Here is a 24,121-nt window from a genome sequence, read left to right as displayed (position 1 = left end):
CGGGGCTCGTACGCGCGATCGTCGACATGGTCATTGCGCCACCGCCGAAAGAGCCGCCCGGCCATCGAGCAAACCAAGGAGATACTCGCCATAGCCGCTCTTGCGCAGCGGCGCCGCGAGGCGCTCGAGTTGGGCATCGTTGACAAAGCCTTGCCGCCACGCAATCTCTTCCGGGCAGCAGATTTTGAGCCCCTGGCGCTCCTCAATGATCCGCACATAAAGCGCCGCATCAAGCAGCGAGGCGTGCGTGCCCGTGTCGAGCCAGGCGAAACCGCGGCCCAATATCTCGACCGAGAGCTGCCCCTGGGCCAGATACAGCCGGTTGAGATCGGTGATTTCGAGTTCGCCGCGCGCCGAGGGTTTGAGCCTACGCGCAAGTTCGACTGCGCGGCCGTCATAGAAATAGAGCCCGGTCACGGCATAATGCGATTTGGGGGCTATCGGTTTCTCCTCGATCGTCTCGGCCCTGCCCGACGCGTCGAGCGACACCACGCCGTAAGCCGAAGCGTCCTTGACGTAATAGCCGAACACCGTCGCGCCCGAGGCGGTCGCCGAGGCGCGCGCGAGGGTGTCGATCAGGCCGTGGCCGTAGAAGATATTGTCCCCGAGGATCAGCGCGGAAGGTCGGTCCGCGATGAAATCGGCCGCGATATGATAGGCTTGCGCCACGCCGGCGGGTTCGGCCTGAACCGCATAGTCGAGCCGGATGCCAAGCGCGCTGCCGTCGCCAAGCAGCGCCTTGAACGCCGGCTGATCGTTTGGCGTGGTGATCACCATGATCTCGCGAACGCCCGCGAGGAGAAGTGTCGACAGCGAATAATAGATCATCGGCTTGTCGTAGATCGCGATCAGCTGCTTTGAGACGCCCTTGGTGAGCGGATAGAGCCGCGTGCCCGACCCGCCGGCAAGAATGATCCCTCTGCGGGCGGAAGTGTCTATCCGGGGATTGCTGTTCACGACTATCTCTTTCGCTTCCGGCAGTCTCGTCCGCCGCTGCCGTGCTTAAGGGCTGCACCTTAAGACAGTGCAAACCGGACCGCAGATCATTTTGTGGGGGGATTGATGGCGTCTGTGGCGTCGCCGACTCGGACAACATTTGGCTTGCCAAGAATGCGCACGCTACGCAAAGGCCTCAGGCATTCTGTCCATCGGCCCTTCGGGCCCACGTTTTAGAGACCCGGCGTATGAAAAAACTGGTTGCCTTCGACCTCGATGGAACGCTGGCCGAGAGCAAGCAGCCGCTGCAGGAGGCGATGCAGCAGGCGCTGACCGATCTGCTCGGCGTCGCGCACGTTGCGGTGATCTCGGGCGGCGACTGGCCGCAGTTCGAAAAGCAGGTCGCCTCGCGCCTGCCCGAAGCCGCCGATCGCAGCAAATTGTGGCTGATGCCGACCACCGGCACCAAGCTCTACACCTTCAACGACGGCGCCTGGTCGGCGGTCTTCGCCGAACTGTTCGACGATGCGACCAAGGCCAAGATCCTCACCGAATTCGACGCGGCGCTGGTCGCGACGGGCTTCGTCCCCGAGCAGACCTGGGGCGAGCGGATCGAGGATCGCGGCAGCCAGATCACATTCTCGGCGCTCGGCCAGCAGGCGCCGCTCGACGCCAAGGAGCATTGGGACCCCGATTTCGCCAAGCGCAAGATCATCCAGGCCGACCTCCGCAAGCGTCTGCCGGGGCTGTCGATCAACATGGGCGGCGCGACCTCGATCGACATCACGCGCGAAGGCGTCGACAAGGCCTACGGCATCAAGAAGCTGCGCGACGCGAGCGGCATCCCGCTCGACGAGATGATGTTCATCGGCGACGCGATCTTCCCGGGCGGCAACGATTATCCGGCGAAGGAACTCGGGCTTGACACGGTTCGCGTGCGCGACCCCAAGGAAACCGTCGCGGTGATCGAGGGTATCGTCGCCTGCCTCAAATAAGCGGTACAGCCGCTGGCGGTCAGCCGGCGGCGTACGGCGTCGCGGCGCGCGCGACGATCACACCATTGCGGGCGGCCAGAGGCAGTCGAGCACGGCGTGATGCAGATCGGCGGGCGTGAGGTCGACTCGACCCTTGCCTGCAAGCGTGTTCCCCGCCCCGTCGAAGCGTAGCATGACATAGGGCGTGTGCCGCGCGCCGCCGGGCTCGACGATCCCCGGAATGCTCGGCCGATGATCGCCAAAGAACACGAGCAGCGCCGGGCGTTCGTCGGTCGTGAGGCGTTCGCACAGCGCGGTCAGCATTGCATCGCTGCTGCGCAGGTGCCGCAGATAGGCGTCAATCCCGATCGCCGCGCCGGGCTCGCGATGTTTGTCCCACGGGCCATGGTTTTCCATCGTCACCGCATAGATCAGCGCGGTTTCGGGCGCTTCCTCGACCAGCGCGGCGAGCGCGTAGCCCAGTGTCCGGTCATCGACATAGCGCCCGCCGCCTTCGGGCAGCGGCGCAAAGCCCTCCGCGCCGATCAACCGGTCGAACCCGACCGCCGGCATCAGGCGGTTGCGGCCATAGAAACGCAGATCGTGCGGATGGACGAAGGTCGTACGATAGCCGACCGAGCCGAGCCGCGCCGACAGCGCATAGCTCGCCTCGCCGTGTGCGCTGAGAAAAGGATCGTATCGGCGGAAACCGAGCGCTGCTTCGCTGCGGCCGAACAGCACGCCATATTCGGTGCGCATCGTATAGGCGCCGAAGCCGCTCACCTCGAGCTCGCCATATTGCCACGCGGCGGCGCGGGCATGGGCGAGCCCAGGCAGCGCGCGCGACGGGTCGCCCGTCAAGGCGACCGGGTCGGCAAACGATTCGCACTGCACGATGACGATCACCTGCGGCGCCGCGATGCCGGCGGCAGCGTACGGCGCGGGCAAGGGCGGTTGCGGCTGCGGGTCGGCGGTTTCGCGCCAGCGCCGCCAATACAGCGCCGCGGTCGCGATCAGCCCGAACCGCGCGAGATCGGCCTCAAGCGCCGGCCGCAGCGCCTCCGCCGCGAACCAGCGTCCGCGGAGCAGCGCCACCATCGCGGCGCCCGCGCCGACCATCACCGCCAATCCCACCGCGCGCGCGAGCGGCGCGGGCTCGAACAGCGCCATCAGCGTCAGTGCGGCGAGCATCATCGCGATCGCCCCGAACCAGCGCTGTTGGTGCGGTATCGCGGTGAAGTAGAATCGCGGGTGGCGCGCGACGGCGAAGAGTAAGGCGAGATCGGAAAACACCAGCGGCTCGCCTAGCATCGTGAATTTCGCGTTGGAGGCGACGACGAACAACGCCAGCAGGGCGATCGCCAGCAACGCCGCGACTGGCGCATTACCCGACACGGCGAGGCCGAAACCGAATAGCGCCGTCATCGCCAGTACATGCAGCGCCAATCCGCGCGGCTCGCGAAAGCGCACGGGGCGCGGCCTTACAGTAGCGTCAAGCAGCATCGACGCGATCAGCATAGTAATAAAGACGATCACATCATCCGCCACAAATGCGCGCTTCGAACGGGCGCGTCTGCCTAGACCGAACCTTGCCCGCGCACATGCTGGAAGGAGACGCGGCTGCGCTATAGCGCCGGCGGACGACGCTGTCACGATCGGCCAAGCACGCGCGCCTTCTTGGAAAGTTCGGCAACGCTCTGTATGAGCGCGGTTTGGTACGATGGCTTATGGGGCGCAGCCATTGCCGGGTAAAGACGAGGAAGACCACATGCCCGAACACTCTACCGGCGCTCCGGTCCTGATGCCGCAGGTCGCGGCGCCGGGCGTGCCGCCCGCGCTCGAGCGCCGCAACATCTTGTTGCTGCAGGGCCTGATGGGGCCGCTCTTTCGCAAGGTCGGGCAGGCGCTGCGACGCGACGGGTACGGCGTCTACAAGGTCAATTTCAACGGCGGCGACCGGTTGTTCTGGCGCTTGCCGAACGGGATCGACTATCGCGGCACCCCCACGGAATGGCCGGCGGCTCTCGAGCGGATCATCGCCGATCGCGGCATTACCGATGTCGTGCTGTTCGGCGACTGCCGGCCGCTCCACATCGCCGCGATCGCGCTGTGCCGCGATCTCCACATTCCCGTCCATGTCTTCGAAGAAGGCTATATCCGGCCCGACTGGGTGACGCTTGAGCTCGGCGGGGTGAATGGCCATTCAACGCTGCCGCGCGATGCAGCCTGGTATCGTGGCGAGGCGGCGACGCTGCCGCCGGTGCCGCCGCAGCATCCCTTCCCCTCGTCGTTTCGCCGCCGCGCAGCGGAAGGCATTCTCTACAATCTCGCCGACGTGCTGACGCGCTGGCATTATCCGTTCTGGGAAAACCACCGGCCGTTCCATCCGGTGGTCGAGGGCATCGGCTGGGCGCGGCGATTGATGCGCCGCAAGGAAGCGCGCGAACGCGCCGATACGGTCCTTGCCCGGCTCGCGGTGACGACCGAACCCTATATGGTGTTTCCGCTCCAGCTCGATTCGGATGCGCAAATCCGCTTTCACTCGTCGTTCGCGGGTGTCGCCGATGCGTTGCTGATGGTGGTCACGTCGTTCGCCAGCCATGCGCCGAAGGATATGCGGCTGGTGGTGAAGGAGCATCCGCTCGACAACGGCGTGCGCGACTGGCGCGACGAGGCGATGATGCTCGCGGCGCTTCACGGCGTGGCTGACCGGGTCGATTATCTCGAGATGGGCGATATCATACCCGTGACGCAACGCTCGAAGGGGATGGTGACGATCAACAGCACCAGCGGCACGCTGGCGATCGCGCTCGATGTTCCCGTGATCGCGCTGGGTCAGGCGGTCTACGACATCGAAGGCGTTACCTATCAGGGGCGGCTCGACGATTTCTGGCGCGACCCGGGCAAGCCCGATGCCGAAACCTTTGCGGCGTTTCGGCGCGTGCTGATCGACCGCTGCCTGGTGGCGGGCGGGTTCTTTTCCGACGAGGCGCTCGACAAGGTGATCGAGGGTGTCGTGGCTCGGTTGGAGGCGGCAAGTCCGCTGAAGGTAGCGGTAGATAAGAGGTCGATAGTGAACGCAAGTCCGGGGTGACGCTCGGTTCGGGATTGAGCTCATGGCGGAGCCAAAATACCGTTCTCGTCATTGCTGCAGCGCAGCATGATGCTCCCGGAAAAATCTAACTTTGCACTGTACCACCCTAAAAACCCTGCTAATGGCCGAACGGCAATTGTGAAGCGACGAAAAGCGCCTGACCGAGTGTCGACTGGTTTTTTCCGATGCTTCGGAAGATGCCTGGGTGGCAGCGCGTCCTAGACCTCCTTCGACGCAATGAGAAATTGAGAGGCGATTAATGAAAACCGTTGTCATAACAGGGATTTCGGGGCAGGATGGTGCGTATCTCGCGCAGATGCTGCTTGCCAAGAATTATCGTGTCTATGGCACATATCGCCGCACTAGCTCGGTCAATTTCTGGCGGATCGAAGAGCTCGGCATTCTCAACGATCCCAATCTGCATCTGGTCGAGCATGATCTGACCGACCTTTCGTCGTCGATCCGATTGTTGCAGACGTCGGAAGCGACGGAAGTTTATAACCTCGCTGCGCAAAGCTTTGTCGGGGTGTCGTTCGACCAGCCTGCGACCACCGCAGAGATCACCGGCATCGGCGCGTTGAACATGCTCGAGGCGATCCGCTGTGTGAACCCCAAAATCCGCTTCTATCAGGCAAGCACTTCGGAAATGTTCGGCAAGGTGCAAGCCGTGCCACAGAAGGAGGATACGCCTTTCTGGCCGCGCAGCCCGTACGGCGTTGCCAAGCTCTATGCGCACTGGATCACGATCAACTACCGCGAGAGCTACGGCATCTTTGGCAGCAGCGGCATCCTGTTCAACCACGAGAGCCCGCTGCGCGGCCGTGAATTCGTCACGCGCAAGATCACGGACACCGTTGCCAAGATTAAGCTCGGCAAGGCCGAGGTGCTCGAGCTGGGCAACATGGACGCCAAGCGCGACTGGGGCTTTGCAAAGGAATATGTCGAAGGCATGTACCTGATGCTTCAGGCTGATGAGCCTGACACCTTCGTGCTTGCGACCAACCGCACCGAGACCGTCCGCGATTTCGTCCGCATGGCATTCAAGGCGGCCGACATCGAGCTCGATTTCCGGGGTAGCGAAGATCAGGAGACAGCAGTCGACGTCAAGACCGGCAAGGAGGTCGTTCGCGTCAACCCGCGCTTCCATCGTCCGGCCGAGGTCGATCTGCTGATCGGCGATCCCAGCAAGGCGGAACGCGTGCTGGGCTGGAAGCCGAAAACCACGCTCGAGGAACTCTGCCGCCTGATGGTGGACGCTGACCTGGGTCGCAACCAGTACGGCATGTCCTTCTGATGAAGCGCATCTCGGCTCGTGCCGGGTCCGTGCCGGGACGGACTGGGCCGTCGGTCAAGAGCGAACGCCGCGGCACGAGTGCGCGACAGTGACGACGACGCTGGTAACCGGCATTAATGGCTTTACGGGACGGTACATGGCGAAACGCTTGCGTGACGCCGGCCATGCCGTCCATGGCCTTGCGCGCGAGCCGGACCGTGCGGGGTGCTGTGAAATCGGCACCTTGCATGCCTGCGATCTACTGGATCTGGATCGCCTCACGGCGGTGATGGAGGAAGTCCGGCCGGACTATATCCTCCATCTGGCCGGGATCGCCTTCATCGCGCACGGTGATCTGGAAGAGATGTATCGTTCCAATATTCTGGGAACGCGCGCTCTGTTGGAGGCGAGCGCCAACGCCTCTGTGCCCCCCCGTGCGGTGCTGGTGGCGAGTAGCGCAAATGTCTACGGGAACGCGAGTGAGGGAACGCTGACGGAAAGCGCGCCGGTTCATCCAGCGAACGATTATGCCATAACGAAGGTGGCCGTCGAAAACCTCGCGGCGATTTATGCCCCGCGGCTTCCGGTTATCCTGGCGCGTCCGTTCAACTATACCGGGGTTGGGCAAAGTGTGGATTTTCTGATACCGAAGATCGTCAGCTATATCCGCAAGCGAGCACCTTTGATCGAGCTCGGCAACCTCGACGTGGCGCGGGACTTTTCGGATGTTCGGGCCGTCACCCACGCTTATCTTCGATTGCTGGAAACCCCGTCGGCGATCGGCGATGTCTTCAACGTATGCTCCGGTCGGGCGGTCTCGTTGCGGGACGTGGTCGCCTTGGCATGCAAGATCGCCGGGCATGAAATCGAGGTGACGGTCAATCCGGCATTCGTTCGCGCCAACGAAGTGAAGTTGCTAAAGGGATCCCGCGATAAGCTGGAAAGAACGATCGGACCGCTTTCGATGCCGCCCTTGGAAGAGACGTTGCAATGGATGATCGAGGGGTAGCGAATGCGCGTAGGCATTACCGTTGATCCGCTTTCGACCAATCTGACCGGCATAGGTCGCTACACCCGCGAGATTTGGCAAGGTTTGGCCCGACATCCCGTCGTCGACGATCTCGCATTCTTTCTGAACGACCATTGGCATTCCAATCCTGCCGGACTCCTCGACGGGAGTGTACGGCGGAGGTCGCCGCTGCCCAAGATTCTGCGGCCGTGGCGCGCGAAGTCGGGTTTCAAGGGGCGTCTTATCCACGGTACGAATTACTTTCTCCCTCCGATGGCCGAGACCGGCGTGATTACGGTCCACGATCTCTCAATTTATCTCTACCCCGAAACGCATCCGGTCGAACGTATCCGGGATTTCGAAAAGCAGTTCGCTCGCTCGCTGGATCGAGCGGCGCACGTCATGACCGATTCAGAAGCCACCCGGCGCGACCTGATCGCGCACCTGTCCTATCCGGCAGACAGGGTAACGACGGTCCACCTCGGCGTTTCCACTCGTTTTCACCCGGCAAGTCGTGGCGCTCCGCAGAAGCTGCGAGCCCTATTGGGTCGGGACATCGGCGCGTATGTCCTGTCCGTCGCCACCTTCGAGCCGCGCAAGCGCATCGAAGCGGCAATCCTGGCGCATGCCCAATTTTGTAGTCGGGCTGGGCGCGACGTGCCGCTGGTATTGGTTGGCGCCAAGGGGTGGCGGAACGAAAGCTTGCATGCCTTGATCGAGGAGGAACAGCGCAAAGGCCGTTTGATCATGCTTGGCTTCGTCCAAGAGGACGATCTTCCAACGCTGTATGCGGGCGCGCGCCTTTTTCTCTATCCGTCCGTGTACGAGGGCTTCGGCCTTCCCCCCATCGAAGCCATGGCCTGCGGTGTCCCGACAATCGTGTCGAACCGATCATGTCTTCCCGAAGTCACGCGCGGCGCCGCAATGACGATCGACCCGGACGATATCGACTCCCTGAGCCTGGCGATCGAACGGGGTTTGGATGATGACATCTGGCGCAACGCCGCTATAGCGGCGGGCATAACGGTCGCGGCCCATTACAGTTGGGCGTGCTGTGTGGACAAAACCGTCGAGGTTTACCGTGCGTATGGCGCCGAGGTCGGTTAAGGGAACGTGATGACGACTTTTAAACTGGGCGGCTGCTCGCAGGCGATCCGTAGGCTATTGCTCGCTTCCGCCGTTACGATTCCCCTTTCCGGGTGCGCGATCGTTCCGGGGGCGGGGCCTTCGTCGCGCGCCGTAAATCGTTCAGATGGCGTGGTGATGGCGAACCAAGCGTCGATCAAGGTTATCGATGTCTCTGACCTTGTCGCGCGCCGCGTCATTGCGACCCAGCATGATCGGCTCTTCTCCGAATCGCTGGGCGAGGGCTATGCCGCCGGTTCGATCATCGGGCGGGGCGACGTTCTCGACATCGCGATCTGGGAGGCGCCGCCGGCCGCGCTGTTCGGCGCTCCCAGCGGAGATGTTCGCACCGCAACGTCGACGTCTACCGCACGCGGCACCACGCTGCCCGAGCAGATGGTCAACAGTGACGGGCGGATCAACATCCCGTTCGTCGGTTCGGTCGTCGCCGCGGGGCGCTCTTCGTCCCAGATCGAGCGCGAGATCGCCAACCGCCTGGCGGGCAAGGCACACTTGCCGCAGGTTGTCGTCCGGATGGTCAAGAATGCGAGCTCGAACGTTACCGTCGTCGGTGACGTCAACTCGAGTGCGCGCGTGCCGGTTACCGCGAAGGGCGAGCGCTTGCTCGACGTTCTCGCATCGGTCGGCGGAGTGCGCCAGCCGATCGGTAAGATTACGATCCAGATAACGCGCGGTGCCAAGATCGCTTCGATGCCGCTGGGTGCGGTTATTCGCGATCCGCGACAGAATATCCGCCTCCAGCCGGATGACGTGATTACGGCGCTGTACCAGCCCTTCAGCTTTACGGCACTGGGTGCGACGGGCCGCAACGAGGAACTGGCGTTTGAAGGCACCGGCCTCACCCTTGCACAGGCGATTGGACGCTTCGCCGGGCTCAACGACCAGCGCGCCGACATGAAGGGGGTCTTCATCTTCCGTTTCGAGGATCCCGCGGCGCTCGATCCGGCAATGCTGCAGAGCGCGCAATTGACGCCCGACGGCAAGGTTGCGGTGATCTACCGGATCAATTTCAAGGATCCGTCGACCTTCTTCGTCGCGCAGAGCTTCCCGATCCGCGACAAGGATGTCGTATACGTATCCAACGCGCCTCTCGCGGATATCCAGAAGTTCGTTAGCGTGATTTCTTCGACCGTATTTCCGATCGCTACGGTCGCGACGGCTGTGCCATGACGTACGCAGGCGCCCGATGGTAGGTGGCGCGCGATCGCTGGAAGGCGCGTCGATGCGGCCTATGCCTCGCGGCGTTTTTGCTGTCGGCTGAGACAAGGCTTTGCGGTTGCAGACCCGCAATGTAATATGAAATGCGACCATCGGTTTAGGTAGAGTCCTGGATATCATGCAAAACACTATTTTCGACCGGGTCGCTAAGATCGACCGAATATTGATGATTACTGTAGTTGTACCGGTTATTGTCGCGGTCGTTTATTTCGGTTTTCTTGCGTCTGACGTTTACGTATCCGAATCGCGGTTTGTTGTGCGCAGCCCTGATAAGCCAGCATCCACCGGTCTGGGCGTGTTGCTCAAATCGACCGGGTTCACGGGCGGAGGTGATGAGATTTATGCCGCGGAAAGTTTCATCCAGTCCCGCGACGCGCTGGTCGCGCTGAATAAGAATGGCGCCTTTGCTCAAGCTTATTCCGACCGCAAGATATCGTTCGTCGATCGCTTCAACGGATTGGGGTTCAACGGTAGCTTCGAAGCGCTTTACAAGTTTTACAAGTCGAAGGTTCTCATCGAACATGAGACGACCGCGTCGATCACCAGTTTGACGGTGCGCGCGTATACGGCTCGGGAAGCGTATAGGGTTAATACGCAACTGCTCCACATGGCTGAACTCACGGTTAACAACCTCAACGAGCGCGGTCGGCAGGATTTGATTCACTTCGCGAGCGTCGAGGTCGACGAGGCCAAGGAAAAGGCCAGATCCGCCGCGGTCGCGCTGTCGGCTTTCCGCAATAGCCAAGGCGTCGTGGATCCAGAGAAGCAGGCTACTGTGCAGCTGCAGATGGTGTCCAAGCTTCAGGACGAGATCATTTCGGCGCGATCCGAATTGCTCCAATTGCGTTCTTTCACCCCGCAGAACCCGCAGATCGAAGTCTTGGCTACGCGGGTTGCCGGACTCGAGCGCGAAATGCAGAACCAGGTCTCGATGGTCGCCGGTGGGAGAAAGTCGCTTTCATCGACTGCCGCCCAGTATCAGCGCCTTTCGCTGGAGAGCCAGCTGGCCGACAAGCAACTCGGAGCGGCGATGTCGTCGCTGCAGGATGCGTCGAACGAAGCGCGCCGCAAGCAGGCGTATCTCGAGCGGATCGTCGAGCCCAGCATTCCAGATCAGGCGGTCGAGCCGCGCCGCTGGCGTGGAATACTGTCGACCCTGTTGCTGGGGATGGTGGCTTGGGGAATCCTGACGATGCTGCTCGCTGGTGTTCAAGAGCATAAGGATTAAGCGCATGGCTGCGGACAGTACCTTTGCGTCGCTAAGGGCAGCATGGCCGATCCAGCGCCGGGTGCTCGGTGCGTTGTTAATGCGTGAAGTGCTTACCCGCTACGGTCGGCATAACATCGGGTTCCTCTGGCTGTTCGTCGAGCCTATGCTCTTCACGCTCGGTGTGACGGCGCTCTGGTCGCTGACCGGAGCGTCGCATGGTACGAGCCTGCCGATCGTGTCGTTTGCGCTGACCGGCTATTCGTCGGTCCTGCTCTGGCGCAATATGCCTTCGCGCAGCATCGGCGCGGTTAAGCCCAATCTGTCCTTGATGTATCACCGGCAGGTGAAGGTGCTCGACATCCTGCTTGCGCGCTTGATGCTCGAGGGGGCGGGTGCGACGATCTCTTTCACCGTCCTATCCTTGATCTTCATCTCGATCGAATGGATCCAGCCCCCCGAAGACCTTCTGCTGGTCATCGCCGGCTGGGCGATCCTGGCGTGGTTCGGGATCTCGCTTGCATTGTTGCTTGCCGCCTTGGCCGAGCGATCGGAGATCGTCGACAAATTGTGGCACCCTGCCGCGTATCTCATCTTTCCGCTTTCGGGCGCGGCGTTTCTGGTGGAAATCCTGCCAAAGAATGCGCAGGACTTCTTGCTGTATGTCCCGATGGTGCACTGTACCGAGATGATCAGAGACGGCTATTTCGGGTCGAAGTTCCATGCGCATTACACGCCGTCCTATCCCATCGTGATCAATGCTGTCTTGACTTTATTGGCCCTCGCGCAGCTTCGCAAAGTGAGTCGTGAGGTAATTCCCGAATGATCAGACTCGAGAATATCAATAAATTCTATCATACCCGCCGTGGCGCCAGGCAAATTCTCAACTCGGTGAATTTGTCGATCGAACACGGCGACAAGATTGGCATTCTCGGTCGTAACGGTGCCGGCAAGTCGACCTTGATCAGGATCATCAGTGGCGCCGAACAGCCCTCGGATGGTCGCGTGCATCGCGGAATGAGTGCGTCGTGGCCGATTGCCTATACCGGAGCCTTCCAGTCCGCGCTTACTGGTATCGACAACCTTCGGTTCATCTGCCGGATCTATGGCGTGGATCCCAAAAGCCGAATTGATTTCGTTCAGCAGTTTTCGGACTTGGGCGAATATCTGTACGAGCCGATCAACACCTATTCGGCCGGTATGCGGGCCCGTCTTGGCTTCGCGGTATCAATGAGCATCGAGTTCGACTGCTTTCTCATCGACGAGGTCGTATCGGTCGGCGATTCCCGGTTCCACGAGAAATGTCGTGTCGAACTGTTCGAGAAGCGTGCTGATCGCGCTTTGGTCATCGTATCGCACGATGCCGGATACATTCGGGAGCATTGCACGCGCGCCGCGGTGCTCGTGCAGGGTCAACTCCATAATTTTGACGAGATCGACCAGGCGTTTGAATTCTATGAGAGCTCGATGCGCTGAGATTGTGCTGGGAACGGCAGAAATGCGGGCCGCACTGCTCTGGACTGTTGTTCGTGGTGTTTTTTCGACGCTGTATCCAGTGTGGCTGCAGCGGCTGATAATCGCCCATTCCCGCCATGACCTGCCGTGCCGCGGCGCGTCGACGGAGCACCCGACCCTCTTCGTGGATGTCACCAACATCGCGCGGCATGATGCCGGCACCGGGATCCAGCGTGTGGTGCGATCAATCACAGGCGCCCTCATCCTCGACCCGAACGGGTGGACTGTACAACCAATCCGATACGTAGATGGCGCGTATCGGCATTCTCTCTGGCCTTCGTCCGACGCAGAGCCAGGGGAGGTGATGGATCTGCGCGTCGGAGATGTCTTTCTGGGGCTGGATTTGTCGTTCGATGCGGTCCGCCGCCAAGCGGCAATGCTGCTGGCGCGACGGCGCACTGGCGCGCGCATCTGGTTTGTGATGTATGATCTGTTGCCGGTCAGTGACCCCGGCTTCTTTTCGTCGAAAGTGGTCGCCCGTTTCGATCGCTGGCTGATAGCGACCGCGCGCGTCGCTGATGGCTACGCCTGTATCTCTCAGGCGACCGCCGCGGATTTACGCATGATCATGTGCAAGCGGTTTCGGATCGACCGCGCGCCAATAATCTCGGTCATCCCGATGGGGGTGGACCCAACGCCGGCGGGTTCGCCCGAGCGGCACCGGGCGCACGTACGGGACGCTGGAGGGCCATCAGTCCTCGCGGTGGGGACGATTGAGCCGCGGAAGGGATATTCGGACGTGTTGGACGCGTTCGATCTGTTGTGGGCACGCGGGCATAACGTTTCGCTCGCTATCGTCGGGTCGCCAGGCTGGAAAACGGGAACGCTACAGCGCCGGATCAAGCGGCACCCTGAATTCGGGCGCCGGCTATCCTGGTCGGCCACCACGGACGATACGAACCTGGTGGCGATGTATGAGGATGCGACGCTGCTGATCGCGGCGTCGTATCGCGAAGGCTTCGGCCTCCCCATCCTCGAGGCAACACAGCGATCCTGCGCGGTGTTGGCGCGCGACATACCGGTGTTTCGGGAAAACGCCCATCTCGGCCTTCGCTACTTTCCCGCGGATGCTGGCGCAGACGAGCTTGCCGCCTCGATTTTGTCGGCGCTCGATTGCCAGACGTCGCCTGCTACGGCGAACGTCCTGCCATCGCTCGCGAGCTGGCCCGACACCGCCAAGGCCTTGATCGGCCTGCTCGAGAAGGATCGGCATCAGCCGATGCAAATCGCCAGCTGAAGCGACAACCAGCGCCCGCCGCGTGCGGCATGCGCAACCGGAGCTACGGCTAACGCGCCGCCCTGCTCGCATGCTTCACGCGAGCGAGGCGGTCCCCGGTCTCTTTCAATCGTTAGCTGCGATACCGTCTGATAGCTGCCTCGATCGCCTGCTTGACCGAGCGTAGCCAGCCGCGCCAGCCCGCCTTCCTGCGTTGTACCAAAATACGCGCTGCTGATGCGCCGGCGGGATGGTGCTCAAGGATATGAAGGGCCGATTGCACGCCGATCTCCAGCACGGAAACCGGCATCGGTAACCGCAACATCGCATTGCCGTTGGTCCAGCGGAAGCGGGCCTTCTTGCCCTGCTCCACGTCATAGAAGCCGTTGCCAAAGCTCTCCGAGTCCAAGGGAATATCTTGACCGTCGCCCTTCACCCAAGCGACTTGCACGCCGAGGCGGCGACCATCGGCGCTGGCAGGAAGGTGTTCCGCGGCGATTGCCGCGGCGGAAAAGACCTGAAAAAGCCGCGCTGGCTTGTCGAGCACGAAACGCGAGCGGCGGGCGTCGACCGCAGCCGGAGCAACGATTGCGCCCTCCACCGCAATCTGCACGCGACGGTCTTCGACATATTCCCACCCGGTTGCTAGCGCCTGAGCGCGTACGGTCTGGCGCAAGGCCAAGAGATCGACCGCACCCGATGTCTCCTGAACCTGTCTTGGGGTCGTGAGAGCGACGTTGACGCCGCCGATGGCGACGGTCCCGGGGCCCGCCAATTCCAGAGTATAGATATCGGCGGCGTCGGCGGTATCGTGGATTATGGTCGCTCCGTTCGCGAGCTGCGCGGCCTTGACGGTCGCGGTGTTGGTCGCAAGGATTGTTCCCGGCAGGACCGTCAGCCGCACCGAAGGGACCTGTGTGTCCAGGGCTTCGGGTTCGATCGTAATCACGGGTGTGCGCACTTCGCCGGGTCGATCGCTCATCCGTTGCACGCTCCGCACGGCGACCGGCTCACCCCGATCGGTCGCAAGCAGGTCGCCCGCTGCGATCTGATCCGGGCTTTGCGCGCCAGCTTCGGTAAGAACGGTGTTCCGCACATGCAGAACCAGACGCCATGAGTCGGTCGACAGGCTGTCCGCCGATCGGTCCAGCGCTACTGCAGCACCTTCGTAGCTTCCGACGCCCACCGGTATATCGGACGCGTTTGGTAAGTCCGGGGTCTGATGATCTTCGAAGCGGAAACTGCCCAACGCCAGCGACACAAAGCGTTCGTCGCCGGGCGATAGCTGCCCGCGCTGCGACGTCGTAAACGTCACCTTCGATGTTGGAGGCACCGGGGCCAGGAACTCCACACGATAGCTCGTATATCCGTTTGGAACGACGACTTCGCGCAGGACTTGGCCGTCACATACGATCGCAAGGGTTTGATCCGGGAAAACGTTGAAAACGCTGATTGAGCATCCCGTGGTCGCCCGATCGGACGGAGACAGGAATTCGAAGCCGTCGCCGTTGCACCATGCAATCTGGCTCGGAATGCCGAATTCGGGATACGGCCCTTCAATCGGACCGACACCGCCCAGAGGTCGGCCCGTTCTCGGCGTGTAGGGCGAAAAGGGAGCGGATATTTCTGGATAGAACAAGCGATCGACTTCCGACGGCCGCTTCGAAAACTTACGATATGTGCTCGTAAACTCCTGGCGGAGTCGTTCGCTCCGCAATGCCGAAAAGCCGCCCGCCATATAATGGCAGACGGTTTCATCGATATATTGGAACGAAGCGCCCTGCGCGAATGCGCGGAACATGAAGTCGTGATCCGCGCAAATCTGAAGTCGCGTGTCGTAGTGCAGCTCCCGCAGAAGTTCTGTGCGGGTGAATGTGGCCTGATGCCCCGGGATCCGGCTGTGCCAGCGATAATCGACTTGGCCGTTTTCCAGCAGTCTTGCGGTGTCTTCGAAGCGGCCTGCTCGATGGAAATGGTGCTGCCGCCCGTTCACGTAAATATGGTCGCCAAACACGACGTCGGCTGACTCGTCCATCGCCGCGTTGATTTTTTCGAGAACGTCCGCAGCGTAAAACCTGTCCTTTGCATTGAGGAACAGGACGAACTCGCCTTTGCAGGAATCGAGCGCCTGATTCATCGCCGCGAAAATGCCGGCGTCCTCTATTCTGACAATGCGCGAGATAAATTCGTCGTATCGATCGAGAACCGCCGGCGTGTCGTCGCAGCTGCCGCCGTCGACAACGATATACTCAAAATCCGAGAATGATTGCTGTAGTACGCTCTCGATCGTCAGAGGCAGATCAGCTGCCGCATTGAGGGCGACCGTAACAACACTAAATTTCATCTCTGAGGACTCCAAGATCGTTCCCTGTCGGGCCAAGACAGTTCGCTCTATCGCCTGGCCTTACACGTCCGGCGTAGCACTTTTGTGGAATTAGGGTGATAGATACCCGAAATCTATCGTCTAGGTGTTTCTGGCCGTGCGAGCCTATCGTGTCCCCCTGGCGCGAAAAAGGCCGCCGATACAATAGCCGCGTTGCGGATTTCTGGCGCGTAAGAATAATTCAGAATGTCGACAAGACGATCTTCGCTGGGACACGCCCCTAAAAGCCCTAGCGCTTCAACGATAGGTATTTCTCTGAAACGCCCTGGTCGCCGAGAATGGCACGTTGCCAACGATCGCGGAAGTTCGCTTGATTGAAGCACGATAGGCTGGGGGGGGGCGTTCCGGCAGTGGAGGGCTGCGATCGTGTTTGCAGAACGCCTGCAGTCTCTCTATGGGCTTCGACATTCCAACCTGCGAGCCGAGATGATTCCTGATGTCCCTGGACCTGACGTCGGTGTGCTTGATCTTTTAGATCTGCCGATCCCCTATTTCGTCGAGGCGGCTTATCGGATTATGCTTGGTCGCGCACCTGAGCCGAGCGAGCACACCACAAGGATCGGCGCCTTGCGAGTGGGGCTGGGGCGGGAACGGCTGTTAAGTGATCTTGTGGCCTCGCGGGAATATGCCGAGCGATGGTCTCGCGAAGAGCGCGACCAGACCGACGCGGCATTTATCGAGCGGCAGTTTCGAATGTATGCTGGAAGAGGCTCGGATCCGGCGGGCCTTGAGCATTATCTCAAGGTTCTCGCCAAGGGGCGCTCGCGAAAGAACGTTGTGCGCGATATCGCGGGTTCGGCCGAGGCTGCTGCGGCTTCCACGTTCTGGCGGGAACTGAAGCTCGTGACCGACGAAGAGGCGAGATGTTCGCGGGGCCTCGGGGCGTGGCTCCGACGGATCGTCAGCGCCAACCGGCGATCGAATCGCCAATTCGAACTCTTCAATCGACATCACCATCGCGACGATCGGGCTGAGCGGCGCGACCAGAATGGCTGGCGTGACCGTACCGAGAGCCTAGTCGCTCGGTTGGCGCTGGATGTTCCTGCGGAAGGGCTGGCGTCTGCCGTCGCGGCGCAAAAATCGATGCGCGGGTTGGTCGAGGACGGGCCTTCCACGTCCATCGTCGCGCCGCAGCTGGGGGCTAGCGGCACGAAATCCCTCCGGCGCCTCCATTCGCTTATGGCGTTCAGCCAAGCGTCAACGGGAAAGCAAGATGCGCGTCATCATTGATTTGCAAGTCGCGCAAGGAAGTAACCGGCATACTGCCATCGCTCGATACGGTCTCGATTTCGTCCGTAGTCTGGCGATGTGCCGTGGCCATCATGAAGTTTTCGTAGGGTTGAGTTCCCTTTTTCCTGACAGCATCGAGTCCATCCGCAGCGATTTGGCAAATACGCTGCCCGGCGAAAACGTGTTCGTATGGCATGGGGTGGAGCCAACTACGCACGAGCTGCCAATGCATGATGTCCGGCGACGCTCGTCCGAATTGGTCCGCGAAGCGGCGTTCGCAAGCCTCAGTCCGGATCTCGTTATCATTCTGTCTTTGCTGGAAGAGCAGGATGCGCGGGGCGTAGCAAGTATAGGCAGCCTATCCACATCGATCCCGACGTTCGCGGTGATCTTTTCTCTCTCGTCCGTGCTTGACGAGCGGCCGAGCGGCGCTGGGTTGGCTATGGCGCCATGGTATGAGGCTAGGCTCGGTCATTTGCGCCGCGCCGATCTGATCCTGGCTGTGTCGCAGGCGGCGCAGATGGAAGCGGGCCGTCATCTAGCGGTCGACTCGATCGTGATCGCGGCGCCCCCCAGCGGCCGATTTGCGCGCGGGGCCGCCACTGCTATGGAGGCACAGGCGCTGGAGCGCGACTATGGCGTGTCGCGTTCCTTCATTCTGTATGCCGATCCTCTGTGTTGTCGTGCCGATGTCGAGGGCATGATCGCAGCATTCGCCAAGCTTCCGATCGAAGTGCGCGAGGCACACCAATTGGCGATCGTGTGTGAGACGGGCGCGGAGGATCGTGCGAGACTGCTCGAACTGGGGGCAGGTCTTGGTTTGTCAGCGAGCGATTTGGTTTTGCATCGCGCCGTCGCGGACGAGGATTGGCCGGCATGGTATCGCGCATGCGCACTCTTCGTGTCTCCCGGTTGGCACGGACCGCAGGGGGTGGCGGCGCGCGAGGCGATGCAATGTGGTCGCACGGTAATCGCGAGCGCTGCAGCCCCACGCTCGGGGGCTGCTCTACGAAATAGGGTATTCGACGAGATTGATGCGGATTCCCTGAGCCGCGATATCGCACGGGCGCTTGTCGATGTGGATTTCCGCGGTTCGTTGGAGCGAGCGGGGCTCGACGCCGTGCGACAGTTTGACGAAGGTCTTTCCACCGAAGCGATTTGGCTAGAATGCCAAAGGCGTGTAGCGGAGATCGGGGTTCGCAAAGATCGATCGCCCCAAGTGCGGCGTCGGCGGCTAGTTTTTGTTTATGCCGATGATGCGCGGATCAAATCCGACCGCTCCACCCCGAATCTCTTAAAAGAGCTCACACGCTTTTACGAGATCGATGCCGTATCGACGGCAAATGATATCACCGATCCGGAAATTGTAGGAAATTGCAGCATTCGCGATCTCAGCTGGTTCAGGGCGAATGCGGCGAGGTGCGAGCGCGTAGTATACCAAATCGGCGGAACCCCGAACGATTTCGGTACGGTCAGCACTCTGAACGATCATCCTGGATTGGTCATCCTGCAGGACTTCTCGCAGGTAAAGATGGCAGAACACCGCGATACGATCGGCGACGGCCGAAAAGGCGTCGTCCGGGCAATCGTGCAGGCGCATGGCTGGGCTTCGGCGATGCGCTATCGTCCTGACGCGCCCTATGACGATGGCCACGGCTACCCGTGCAATCTTGATGTCCTGCGTGCCGCCCTGGGGGTGATCGTGCACCGCGAGCACGACCGGGCCCTTGCCATGAAATGGTATGGCGCGCGTGCCGCGGACGAGTGGAGTGTCATTCCCGTCATTCGTGGTTCGAAATCTTTGCCGGATACGGGCGCGGCGCGTGGCGAGCTCGGCGTCGGGGATGCGGCGTTCGTCGTGTGTTGCTTCGGCGGCGGATCGAACGCGACGGGCGACACGTTGCGCGTGTTGGAGGCCTGGCTCGCCAGTCCATTCGCGCGCGATCCCGAGTCTCGCCTCGTTTTTCTAGGCGTGGACGAGGGAGATGGGGAAGCGCGGCGGAGGGCCCGGGCCGCGCGATCCGGGAGAATTGAATTTTGTGATCATACCATCGGTGATACCTACACCCTGTGGTTGGCGTCGGCTGACGTTGCGATCGTGCTTTCAGGATTTGGGGGGCGCGCGGATGCCGCTGTACTGGACTGTGTCGATGCGGAGGTGCCGATCATCACACGGCGGAACGGCCTCATCGACCCGTTGCCGAATGGCTGCGGTTGGATCCTGGAGGACCATTTCGGCGATGCCGATCTGATCGGTGGCCTGAATGCCTTGCGAGCAAGTCCGGGCGAGCGGCGCGAAATGGCCAGACGCGCCCAGGCGCAGATTTTGTCGAAGCACGCTCCGGGACCGTGCGCCGACGCGTATGTAGCAGCGATCGAGGCATGTTACGCTCGCGCTGCGACCGGCGAATACGGCATTGGACACGCCCTGCTTGCGGCCGACCTGGCGCCATCGAAAGCCGATCTGGTCGCGCTTGCCGAGGCAATCTCGCGCACCCTGGCGCCCCGCCCGCAGACAAAGCGCATCTTTGTCGATGTATCGGAACTCGCGCAACGCGATTCCAAGTCTGGTATCCAGCGGGTCGTGCGCTCGATCTTGATGCAATGGCTCCTCGCCCCCCCCTCGGGATGGCTCATCGAACCCGTATACGCCGAGGCCGATCGCGTCGGGTATCGCTACGCCCGCGCCTTTACCGCGAAATTCCTTGGGCTGGCGGGCGTGTGGACCGACGATTTGATCGAGCCGACCGCGAGCGACATTTTCGTCGGTCTCGATCTCCAGTCGCATGTGGTGCCACGCCAAAGGGAGACGTTGGAGGAGTGGCATCGATCCGGGATGAAGATCTACTTCGTATTGTACGATCTCTTGCCAGTCACCCTTTCGCATTATTTCGTCGAGGGAACGAAGGACGGGCATCAGCTATGGCTCGACGTCATCGCACAATTCAACGGTGTCATTGGTATCTCTCGTGCTGTCGCTGACGAGTTTTGCGATTGGCTCGGTCGATATGGGCCAAACAGGGCCCGTGGTCTTGAACTTCACTGGTTTCATCTGGGCGCAGATATGGAAAGCAGCGTGCCGACCAAGGGCCTGCCGGACGACGCGCCGACGGTGCTGGCGTCGATCCGCGCGGCCCCATCATTCCTGTCGGTTGGAACCATCGAGCCGCGAAAGGGGCATCGCCAAACGTTGGCCGCGTTCGAGATCTTATGGTCGAAGGGGCTAACCGTAAATCTGGTTCTTGTCGGCCAGCTGGGTTGGATGATGGACGATTTCGCGGCCCAGGTTCGCGAAAGCCCATATTATGGTGTGCGCTTGTTTTGGCTCCGGGCGATCAGCGACGAATATCTCGATGCCGTCTACAATTCCTGCGGCTGCCTTGTGGCCGCGAGCGAGGGGGAGGGCTTTGGTTTGCCGCTGATCGAGGCGTCGCGCCACGGCATCCCGGTCATCGCGCGCGACATACCGGTGTTTCGGGAGGTTGGGGGCGATGTCGCCAGCTATTTCGTGAATGACGTGGACCCTGCCGTGATAAGCGGAGCGGTGGAACGCTTCCTGGAGCAGGGTAGTGATGGCGCCCGTATCCAGACCGTCGCGTGGTCAACCTGGAGCAAGAGTGCGCAGTCGTTGCTCGCGACGATCTTGGGGGAAAGCCCGCCGTATCGGGTCTGGCGGCGCGATGGTCATTCCGACCGTGGCGCGACGGTCGCTAACTGATTGGGGCAGGAAGGCGGCCTTGTCGATGGCGCGTGAGATGCGGCGGCTGCGGGATCGTGTTGCTCGCCACGGTCTCGGTGAGGTGCCGGCTTGCGCGTGGGCGGAGCCGCGTGGCCCGCGTGGCCGCGATGCGTTCGCGGTGGCATGACATCGCCATTTGGCAGTCGCACCAATCGGCGATAATGAGGACCGCATAGCCCGTGGACGCGCTGATCCATGGGGCGTATTGCGGGCATGCTGTGAATCCCGGGACAGGAAGGCCGCAGGTTGTAAAGGTTCTATTGGCGTGGTCCTGATCCGACACTGGTGTCGGTACGGTGAAAACCGCGCGACCCGCATTTCCGACCACGAAATTTTGATGTGAGAGCTTTTGAGTATGAATGAAGCCACTGCCACCGCTTTAGATGATCCGTCCAATATTCAATGGTTTCACTCATTTGAATTGCCGGATGGACAAGTTTTCGAGGGTATCAAGTCGCTGCAGGTTCAGCGCCAAGAGGCCGACATCTTTTTTTCGGATGAGCTGCACGGCAAATCCGTGCTCGATATCGGCGCCTGGGACGGCTTCTTTTCGTTTGAGGCCGAGAGACGTGGAGCAGCACGCGTGCTGGCTACCGATCACTTCTGCTGGTCGGGACCGGGATGGGGAACGCGTGACGGATTCGACTTCGTTCATCGCACGCTGAATTCCAAGGTGGAAAGTCTGGACGTCGACGTTCTTTCGCTCTCCCCCGATGCGCTCGGTACGTTCGATGTCGTGCTTTTTCTCGGTGTCCTATATCATGTTAAGGACCCATATGTCTGTCTCGAGGCAGCGGCGCGGATGGCGTCGGACCAGCTGATCATCGAGACCGTCACCGCGCTTCCAAATGAAACCGTTCCGGCGATGCGCCTCTACAAGCCCGGCGAGCTGGGCAATGATCCAACCAATTTCTGGGCGCCGAACATCCCAGCGATGGAAGTGATGTTGGGTAGCTTCGGCTTTTCCAAGATCGAGGTGACCGCGTCGCCAACATCGCCAAACCACCCGCTGACGCGGAAGCGAAAGTCGATGTTCTCCGCGGGATCGAGCAAAAGAGGCAATTACCGTACAATCGTTCACGCGCGCCGTTGAGGCGCGCGGTGCGGGGTGAATGCGGTCTTGTCCGGGATTGGAGGTCGGGTTCGGGCGCTCCTTTATGGTGGCCCGCGCCGGCGCGGGATTTGGGGCTACGAACCAGGGAACCTCTCCTCTGGGGCGCGGTGATACGCTGTGGGGAACACCGCGGCGGACGGCCGACCGGACCGGTCGGGCATCTGTGGCACGGCAGAGGCGATTTTGCGCTCGGCGCGAGGGCTCGACGCGCTAGCCGGCGATCACGCTACGGGCGCGACTTGGTGCCTCTGCCGCTCAGACCCGCTTCGGCCGAGGCGTGATGCTGGCGCACCATGGAAGAGAGCGGCTGGATCGACCCCGCGTTCTGATGAACCTCGTCCGGCTTCTGCCGGAGACGCAAGGGGCAGGCGGGGCCGGAAGGTTCGTCACCGCGCTGTTGACCCATCTTCCGCAGCATGTCGATTTGCGGGTTGCGATTGCGGCCCATTCCGAACACCTGTCGGCAGGCTTTCCGGCGATCAACTGGATTACGGTTCCTGAAGATACAAATGTGTATTTGACGGACCATCTTCGGTGGTGCCAGTGCTACATCGATCCTCTGAACGGCCTTCGTCCCACCAGTATCGATCCCGCCGTCGCCGTGATCAGCATCTTGCTGGACCTGCAACATATGCGGATGCCGTGGCTTTTTTCGGCGTCGGAGATGTCGTCACGGCTTGCCGAATATACGTACGCGGTAGCTCGCGCCGACCGGCTGGTCGTAATCTCAGAATATGAACGCGACAATTTTCGGGAATTCTATGGGGCAGATCGCGTCTCGGTTGTGCACTTGGCGGGTTTCATGGCGGAGGACACCGCGACTCGGCGGCAGATCGATCCTGCACCCGCCGAACCTCAAGCCAGATATCTCCTTTATCCCGCGGTGCCGTGGTTGCACAAAAACCATGAGGTTTTGATCCAGGCCATTGGTCATCTCAAACGTCGTGGGATCGAGGTGCCCGTCATTCTTACCAATGTCGGCGATCGAGGCGGCATACGGAAGGCGTTGACGGATAGTGTGAAAGCGAATGGGGTCGATGGATTGGTCGTCCCGAAAGCGTATCTGCCCGAACCCGAACTCTACGACCTGTTCGTCCAAAGCACCGGTCTGGTATTCCCATCGCTGTACGAAGGCTTCGGCATTCCTCTGGTCGATGCGATGGCCTTGGGCGTTCCGGTGTTGGCAAATCGGACCTCGGCGGTCCCCGAGATCTGTGCGGGTGCGGTATCCTATTTCGCGAATGCCGCGAATCCGATTGCGGTCGCCAATGATATTCTGGTGTTCTGGGAAGATGCTGATACGCGTGAGGCGAACAAACGCGCAGGTATTAGGCAGGCGGAGAAGTTCTCGTCCGAAAAGATGGCGGCGAATCTTCTGGATGCGATCGATCAAGCGATAGCGGCTAAGGGCGCGCATTGCGCACGGGGGGCCGCAGTTCGCCCGTCTTCCCCGGCGCCATTCCGGCCAATTTCGATCTTGATTCTGTACGTCGATCTTGGGCCGGCCGACATAGCGTGGCTTAGCGCGCGCGGAGGCCTGGCAGACTTCCATGGATCAGTGTTTGGCGCAGATACCGACATATCGGTCGCGGCGGCGCAGGGCATGTGCGCGGATCACGATATGGACGCTCTATTTTCTGGCGTTCCGAAGTTCCTATATTGTGCTGACACGTCGAAGTCTGCCGTCGACCATGCGGTCGCTGATTTCAGCGCCCGCTACGACCGATCGAGCTTGCAACTGGTCGTTCGGTTCGATCATCGTCGGTTCGGCCGGTATTCGCCGGATAGGATAGCCTTGGCCGCGATGGCATTGGACCTTCATCAGGAGGCAGACTATGCGGTGTTGGATCCCGACGTGGCCGACTGTGTCTTGGATTCGACGCCGACAGAGGTCTCAGGCGTCCTTCAGTACGAGCAACTACGGCGGAGTGGCGCGTCGGTCTTCGACATGATTGTCAAACGGAGTTCGGTCGCGGATTTGCGGAACGGATCGACCGCGTACCTTTCGCATTTATGCACCAAGCTGCGCTGCCTTCGAGTCCCATCGGCCTGACCGTCATATGTTAG

At 61.2% G+C, this 24,121-nt stretch carries 17 protein-coding genes; 14 read left to right on the top strand and 3 right to left on the bottom strand.

Features of this window, described 5'->3' with window-relative positions; all coding sequences use genetic code 11:
* Nucleotides 1–30 precede the first annotated feature (30 nt).
* A complete protein-coding gene (gene rfbA / locus EAH76_RS16635) occupies nt 31–957 on the bottom strand; it encodes a glucose-1-phosphate thymidylyltransferase RfbA (RefSeq protein WP_241659753.1) in 927 nt (308 codons plus the stop codon).
* 227 nt (nt 958–1,184) lie between these two features.
* On the opposite strand from rfbA, the gene EAH76_RS16630 reads away from it, so the two are divergent.
* Complete coding sequence (locus EAH76_RS16630) at nt 1,185–1,931, top strand: HAD-IIB family hydrolase (RefSeq protein WP_140851405.1); 747 nt, start codon at nt 1,185–1,187, stop codon at nt 1,929–1,931.
* A 57-nt stretch (nt 1,932–1,988) separates the two neighbouring features.
* On the opposite strand, the gene EAH76_RS16625 is transcribed toward EAH76_RS16630, so the two are convergent.
* A complete protein-coding gene (locus EAH76_RS16625) occupies nt 1,989–3,335 on the bottom strand; it encodes an LTA synthase family protein (protein WP_241659752.1) in 1,347 nt (448 codons plus the stop codon).
* A gap of 343 nt (nt 3,336–3,678) precedes the next feature.
* On the opposite strand from EAH76_RS16625, the gene EAH76_RS16620 reads away from it, so the two are divergent.
* The 9 genes from EAH76_RS16620 (at nt 3,679) to EAH76_RS16580 (ending at nt 13,609) form a co-directional block, all read left to right on the top strand.
* Complete coding sequence (locus EAH76_RS16620) at nt 3,679–5,004, top strand: capsule biosynthesis protein (protein WP_140851404.1); 1,326 nt, start codon at nt 3,679–3,681, stop codon at nt 5,002–5,004.
* Nucleotides 5,005–5,263: 259 nt separating this feature from the next.
* Nucleotides 5,264–6,298 (top strand): GDP-mannose 4,6-dehydratase, encoded by a 1,035-nt coding sequence (gene gmd, locus EAH76_RS16615; RefSeq protein WP_140851403.1) that lies wholly within the window; start codon nt 5,264–5,266, stop codon nt 6,296–6,298.
* A gap of 88 nt (nt 6,299–6,386) precedes the next feature.
* A complete protein-coding gene (locus tag EAH76_RS16610; RefSeq protein ID WP_140851402.1) occupies nt 6,387–7,286 on the top strand; it encodes an NAD-dependent epimerase/dehydratase family protein in 900 nt (299 codons plus the stop codon).
* Between the two features lie 3 nt (nt 7,287–7,289).
* Entirely contained in the window at nt 7,290–8,393 is a 1,104-nt protein-coding gene (locus EAH76_RS16605) for a glycosyltransferase family 4 protein (protein WP_140851401.1), read from the top strand.
* 156 nt (nt 8,394–8,549) lie between these two features.
* Entirely contained in the window at nt 8,550–9,602 is a 1,053-nt protein-coding gene (locus EAH76_RS16600; protein ID WP_347233112.1) for a polysaccharide biosynthesis/export family protein, read from the top strand.
* 166 nt (nt 9,603–9,768) lie between these two features.
* The gene (locus tag EAH76_RS16595) at nt 9,769–10,878 is read left to right on the top strand and encodes a hypothetical protein (protein ID WP_140851399.1); all 1,110 of its coding nucleotides are present in this window, start codon (nt 9,769–9,771) and stop codon (nt 10,876–10,878) included.
* Nucleotides 10,879–10,882: 4 nt separating this feature from the next.
* Entirely contained in the window at nt 10,883–11,683 is an 801-nt protein-coding gene (locus EAH76_RS16590) for an ABC transporter permease (protein WP_140851398.1), read from the top strand.
* On the top strand, nt 11,680–12,333 hold the full coding sequence (locus EAH76_RS16585) for an ABC transporter ATP-binding protein (RefSeq protein ID WP_140851397.1): 654 nt from the start codon (nt 11,680–11,682) through the stop codon (nt 12,331–12,333). Before EAH76_RS16590 ends, EAH76_RS16585 begins: the two co-directional genes overlap by 4 nt.
* Nucleotides 12,334–12,355: 22 nt before the next feature.
* The gene (locus EAH76_RS16580; RefSeq protein ID WP_161989075.1) at nt 12,356–13,609 is read left to right on the top strand and encodes a glycosyltransferase family 4 protein; all 1,254 of its coding nucleotides are present in this window, start codon (nt 12,356–12,358) and stop codon (nt 13,607–13,609) included.
* Nucleotides 13,610–13,721: 112 nt separating this feature from the next.
* Here EAH76_RS16580 and EAH76_RS16575 read toward each other — a convergent pair whose 3' ends face one another.
* Complete coding sequence (locus tag EAH76_RS16575; RefSeq protein ID WP_140851395.1) at nt 13,722–15,932, bottom strand: glycosyltransferase family 2 protein; 2,211 nt, start codon at nt 15,930–15,932, stop codon at nt 13,722–13,724.
* Nucleotides 15,933–16,337: 405 nt separating this feature from the next.
* On the opposite strand from EAH76_RS16575, the gene EAH76_RS16570 reads away from it, so the two are divergent.
* From EAH76_RS16570 to EAH76_RS16555, 4 genes are all read left to right on the top strand, one after another.
* Nucleotides 16,338–17,201, top strand: coding sequence for a DUF4214 domain-containing protein (locus tag EAH76_RS16570; RefSeq protein WP_140851394.1), 864 nt, complete (start codon nt 16,338–16,340; stop codon nt 17,199–17,201).
* Entirely contained in the window at nt 17,185–20,919 is a 3,735-nt protein-coding gene (locus tag EAH76_RS16565; RefSeq protein ID WP_161989074.1) for a glycosyltransferase, read from the top strand. The genes EAH76_RS16570 and EAH76_RS16565 overlap by 17 nt, the downstream gene beginning before the upstream one ends.
* A gap of 376 nt (nt 20,920–21,295) precedes the next feature.
* Entirely contained in the window at nt 21,296–22,033 is a 738-nt protein-coding gene (locus EAH76_RS16560) for a class I SAM-dependent methyltransferase (RefSeq protein WP_140851392.1), read from the top strand.
* Nucleotides 22,034–22,382: 349 nt separating this feature from the next.
* A complete protein-coding gene (locus EAH76_RS16555) occupies nt 22,383–24,107 on the top strand; it encodes a glycosyltransferase family 4 protein (protein WP_161989073.1) in 1,725 nt (574 codons plus the stop codon).
* Nucleotides 24,108–24,121 lie beyond the last annotated feature (14 nt).

The organism is Sphingomonas glacialis (genome assembly GCF_006439055.1).
GTDB lineage: Bacteria > Pseudomonadota > Alphaproteobacteria > Sphingomonadales > Sphingomonadaceae > Sphingomonas > Sphingomonas glacialis_A.
Note: the sequence above shows the minus strand (reverse complement) of the source record. Positions and strands in the feature narration are given on the sequence as shown.

Coding starts and splice junctions, on each gene's coding strand:
- EAH76_RS16625 (WP_241659752.1), bottom strand. CDS start 3,335: ATGACGGCGCTATTCGGTTTCGGCCTCGCCGTGTCGGGTAATGCGCCA.
- gmd (WP_140851403.1), top strand. CDS start 5,264: ATGAAAACCGTTGTCATAACAGGGATTTCGGGGCAGGATGGTGCGTAT.
- EAH76_RS16630 (WP_140851405.1), top strand. CDS start 1,185: ATGAAAAAACTGGTTGCCTTCGACCTCGATGGAACGCTGGCCGAGAGC.
- EAH76_RS16555 (WP_161989073.1), top strand. CDS start 22,383: ATGAACCTCGTCCGGCTTCTGCCGGAGACGCAAGGGGCAGGCGGGGCC.
- EAH76_RS16590 (WP_140851398.1), top strand. CDS start 10,883: ATGGCTGCGGACAGTACCTTTGCGTCGCTAAGGGCAGCATGGCCGATC.
- EAH76_RS16575 (WP_140851395.1), bottom strand. CDS start 15,932: ATGAAATTTAGTGTTGTTACGGTCGCCCTCAATGCGGCAGCTGATCTG.
- EAH76_RS16560 (WP_140851392.1), top strand. CDS start 21,296: ATGAATGAAGCCACTGCCACCGCTTTAGATGATCCGTCCAATATTCAA.
- EAH76_RS16585 (WP_140851397.1), top strand. CDS start 11,680: ATGATCAGACTCGAGAATATCAATAAATTCTATCATACCCGCCGTGGC.
- EAH76_RS16620 (WP_140851404.1), top strand. CDS start 3,679: ATGCCCGAACACTCTACCGGCGCTCCGGTCCTGATGCCGCAGGTCGCG.
- EAH76_RS16595 (WP_140851399.1), top strand. CDS start 9,769: ATGCAAAACACTATTTTCGACCGGGTCGCTAAGATCGACCGAATATTG.
- EAH76_RS16605 (WP_140851401.1), top strand. CDS start 7,290: ATGCGCGTAGGCATTACCGTTGATCCGCTTTCGACCAATCTGACCGGC.
- EAH76_RS16600 (WP_347233112.1), top strand. CDS start 8,550: ATGGCGAACCAAGCGTCGATCAAGGTTATCGATGTCTCTGACCTTGTC.
- EAH76_RS16565 (WP_161989074.1), top strand. CDS start 17,185: ATGCGCGTCATCATTGATTTGCAAGTCGCGCAAGGAAGTAACCGGCAT.
- EAH76_RS16580 (WP_161989075.1), top strand. CDS start 12,356: ATGCGGGCCGCACTGCTCTGGACTGTTGTTCGTGGTGTTTTTTCGACG.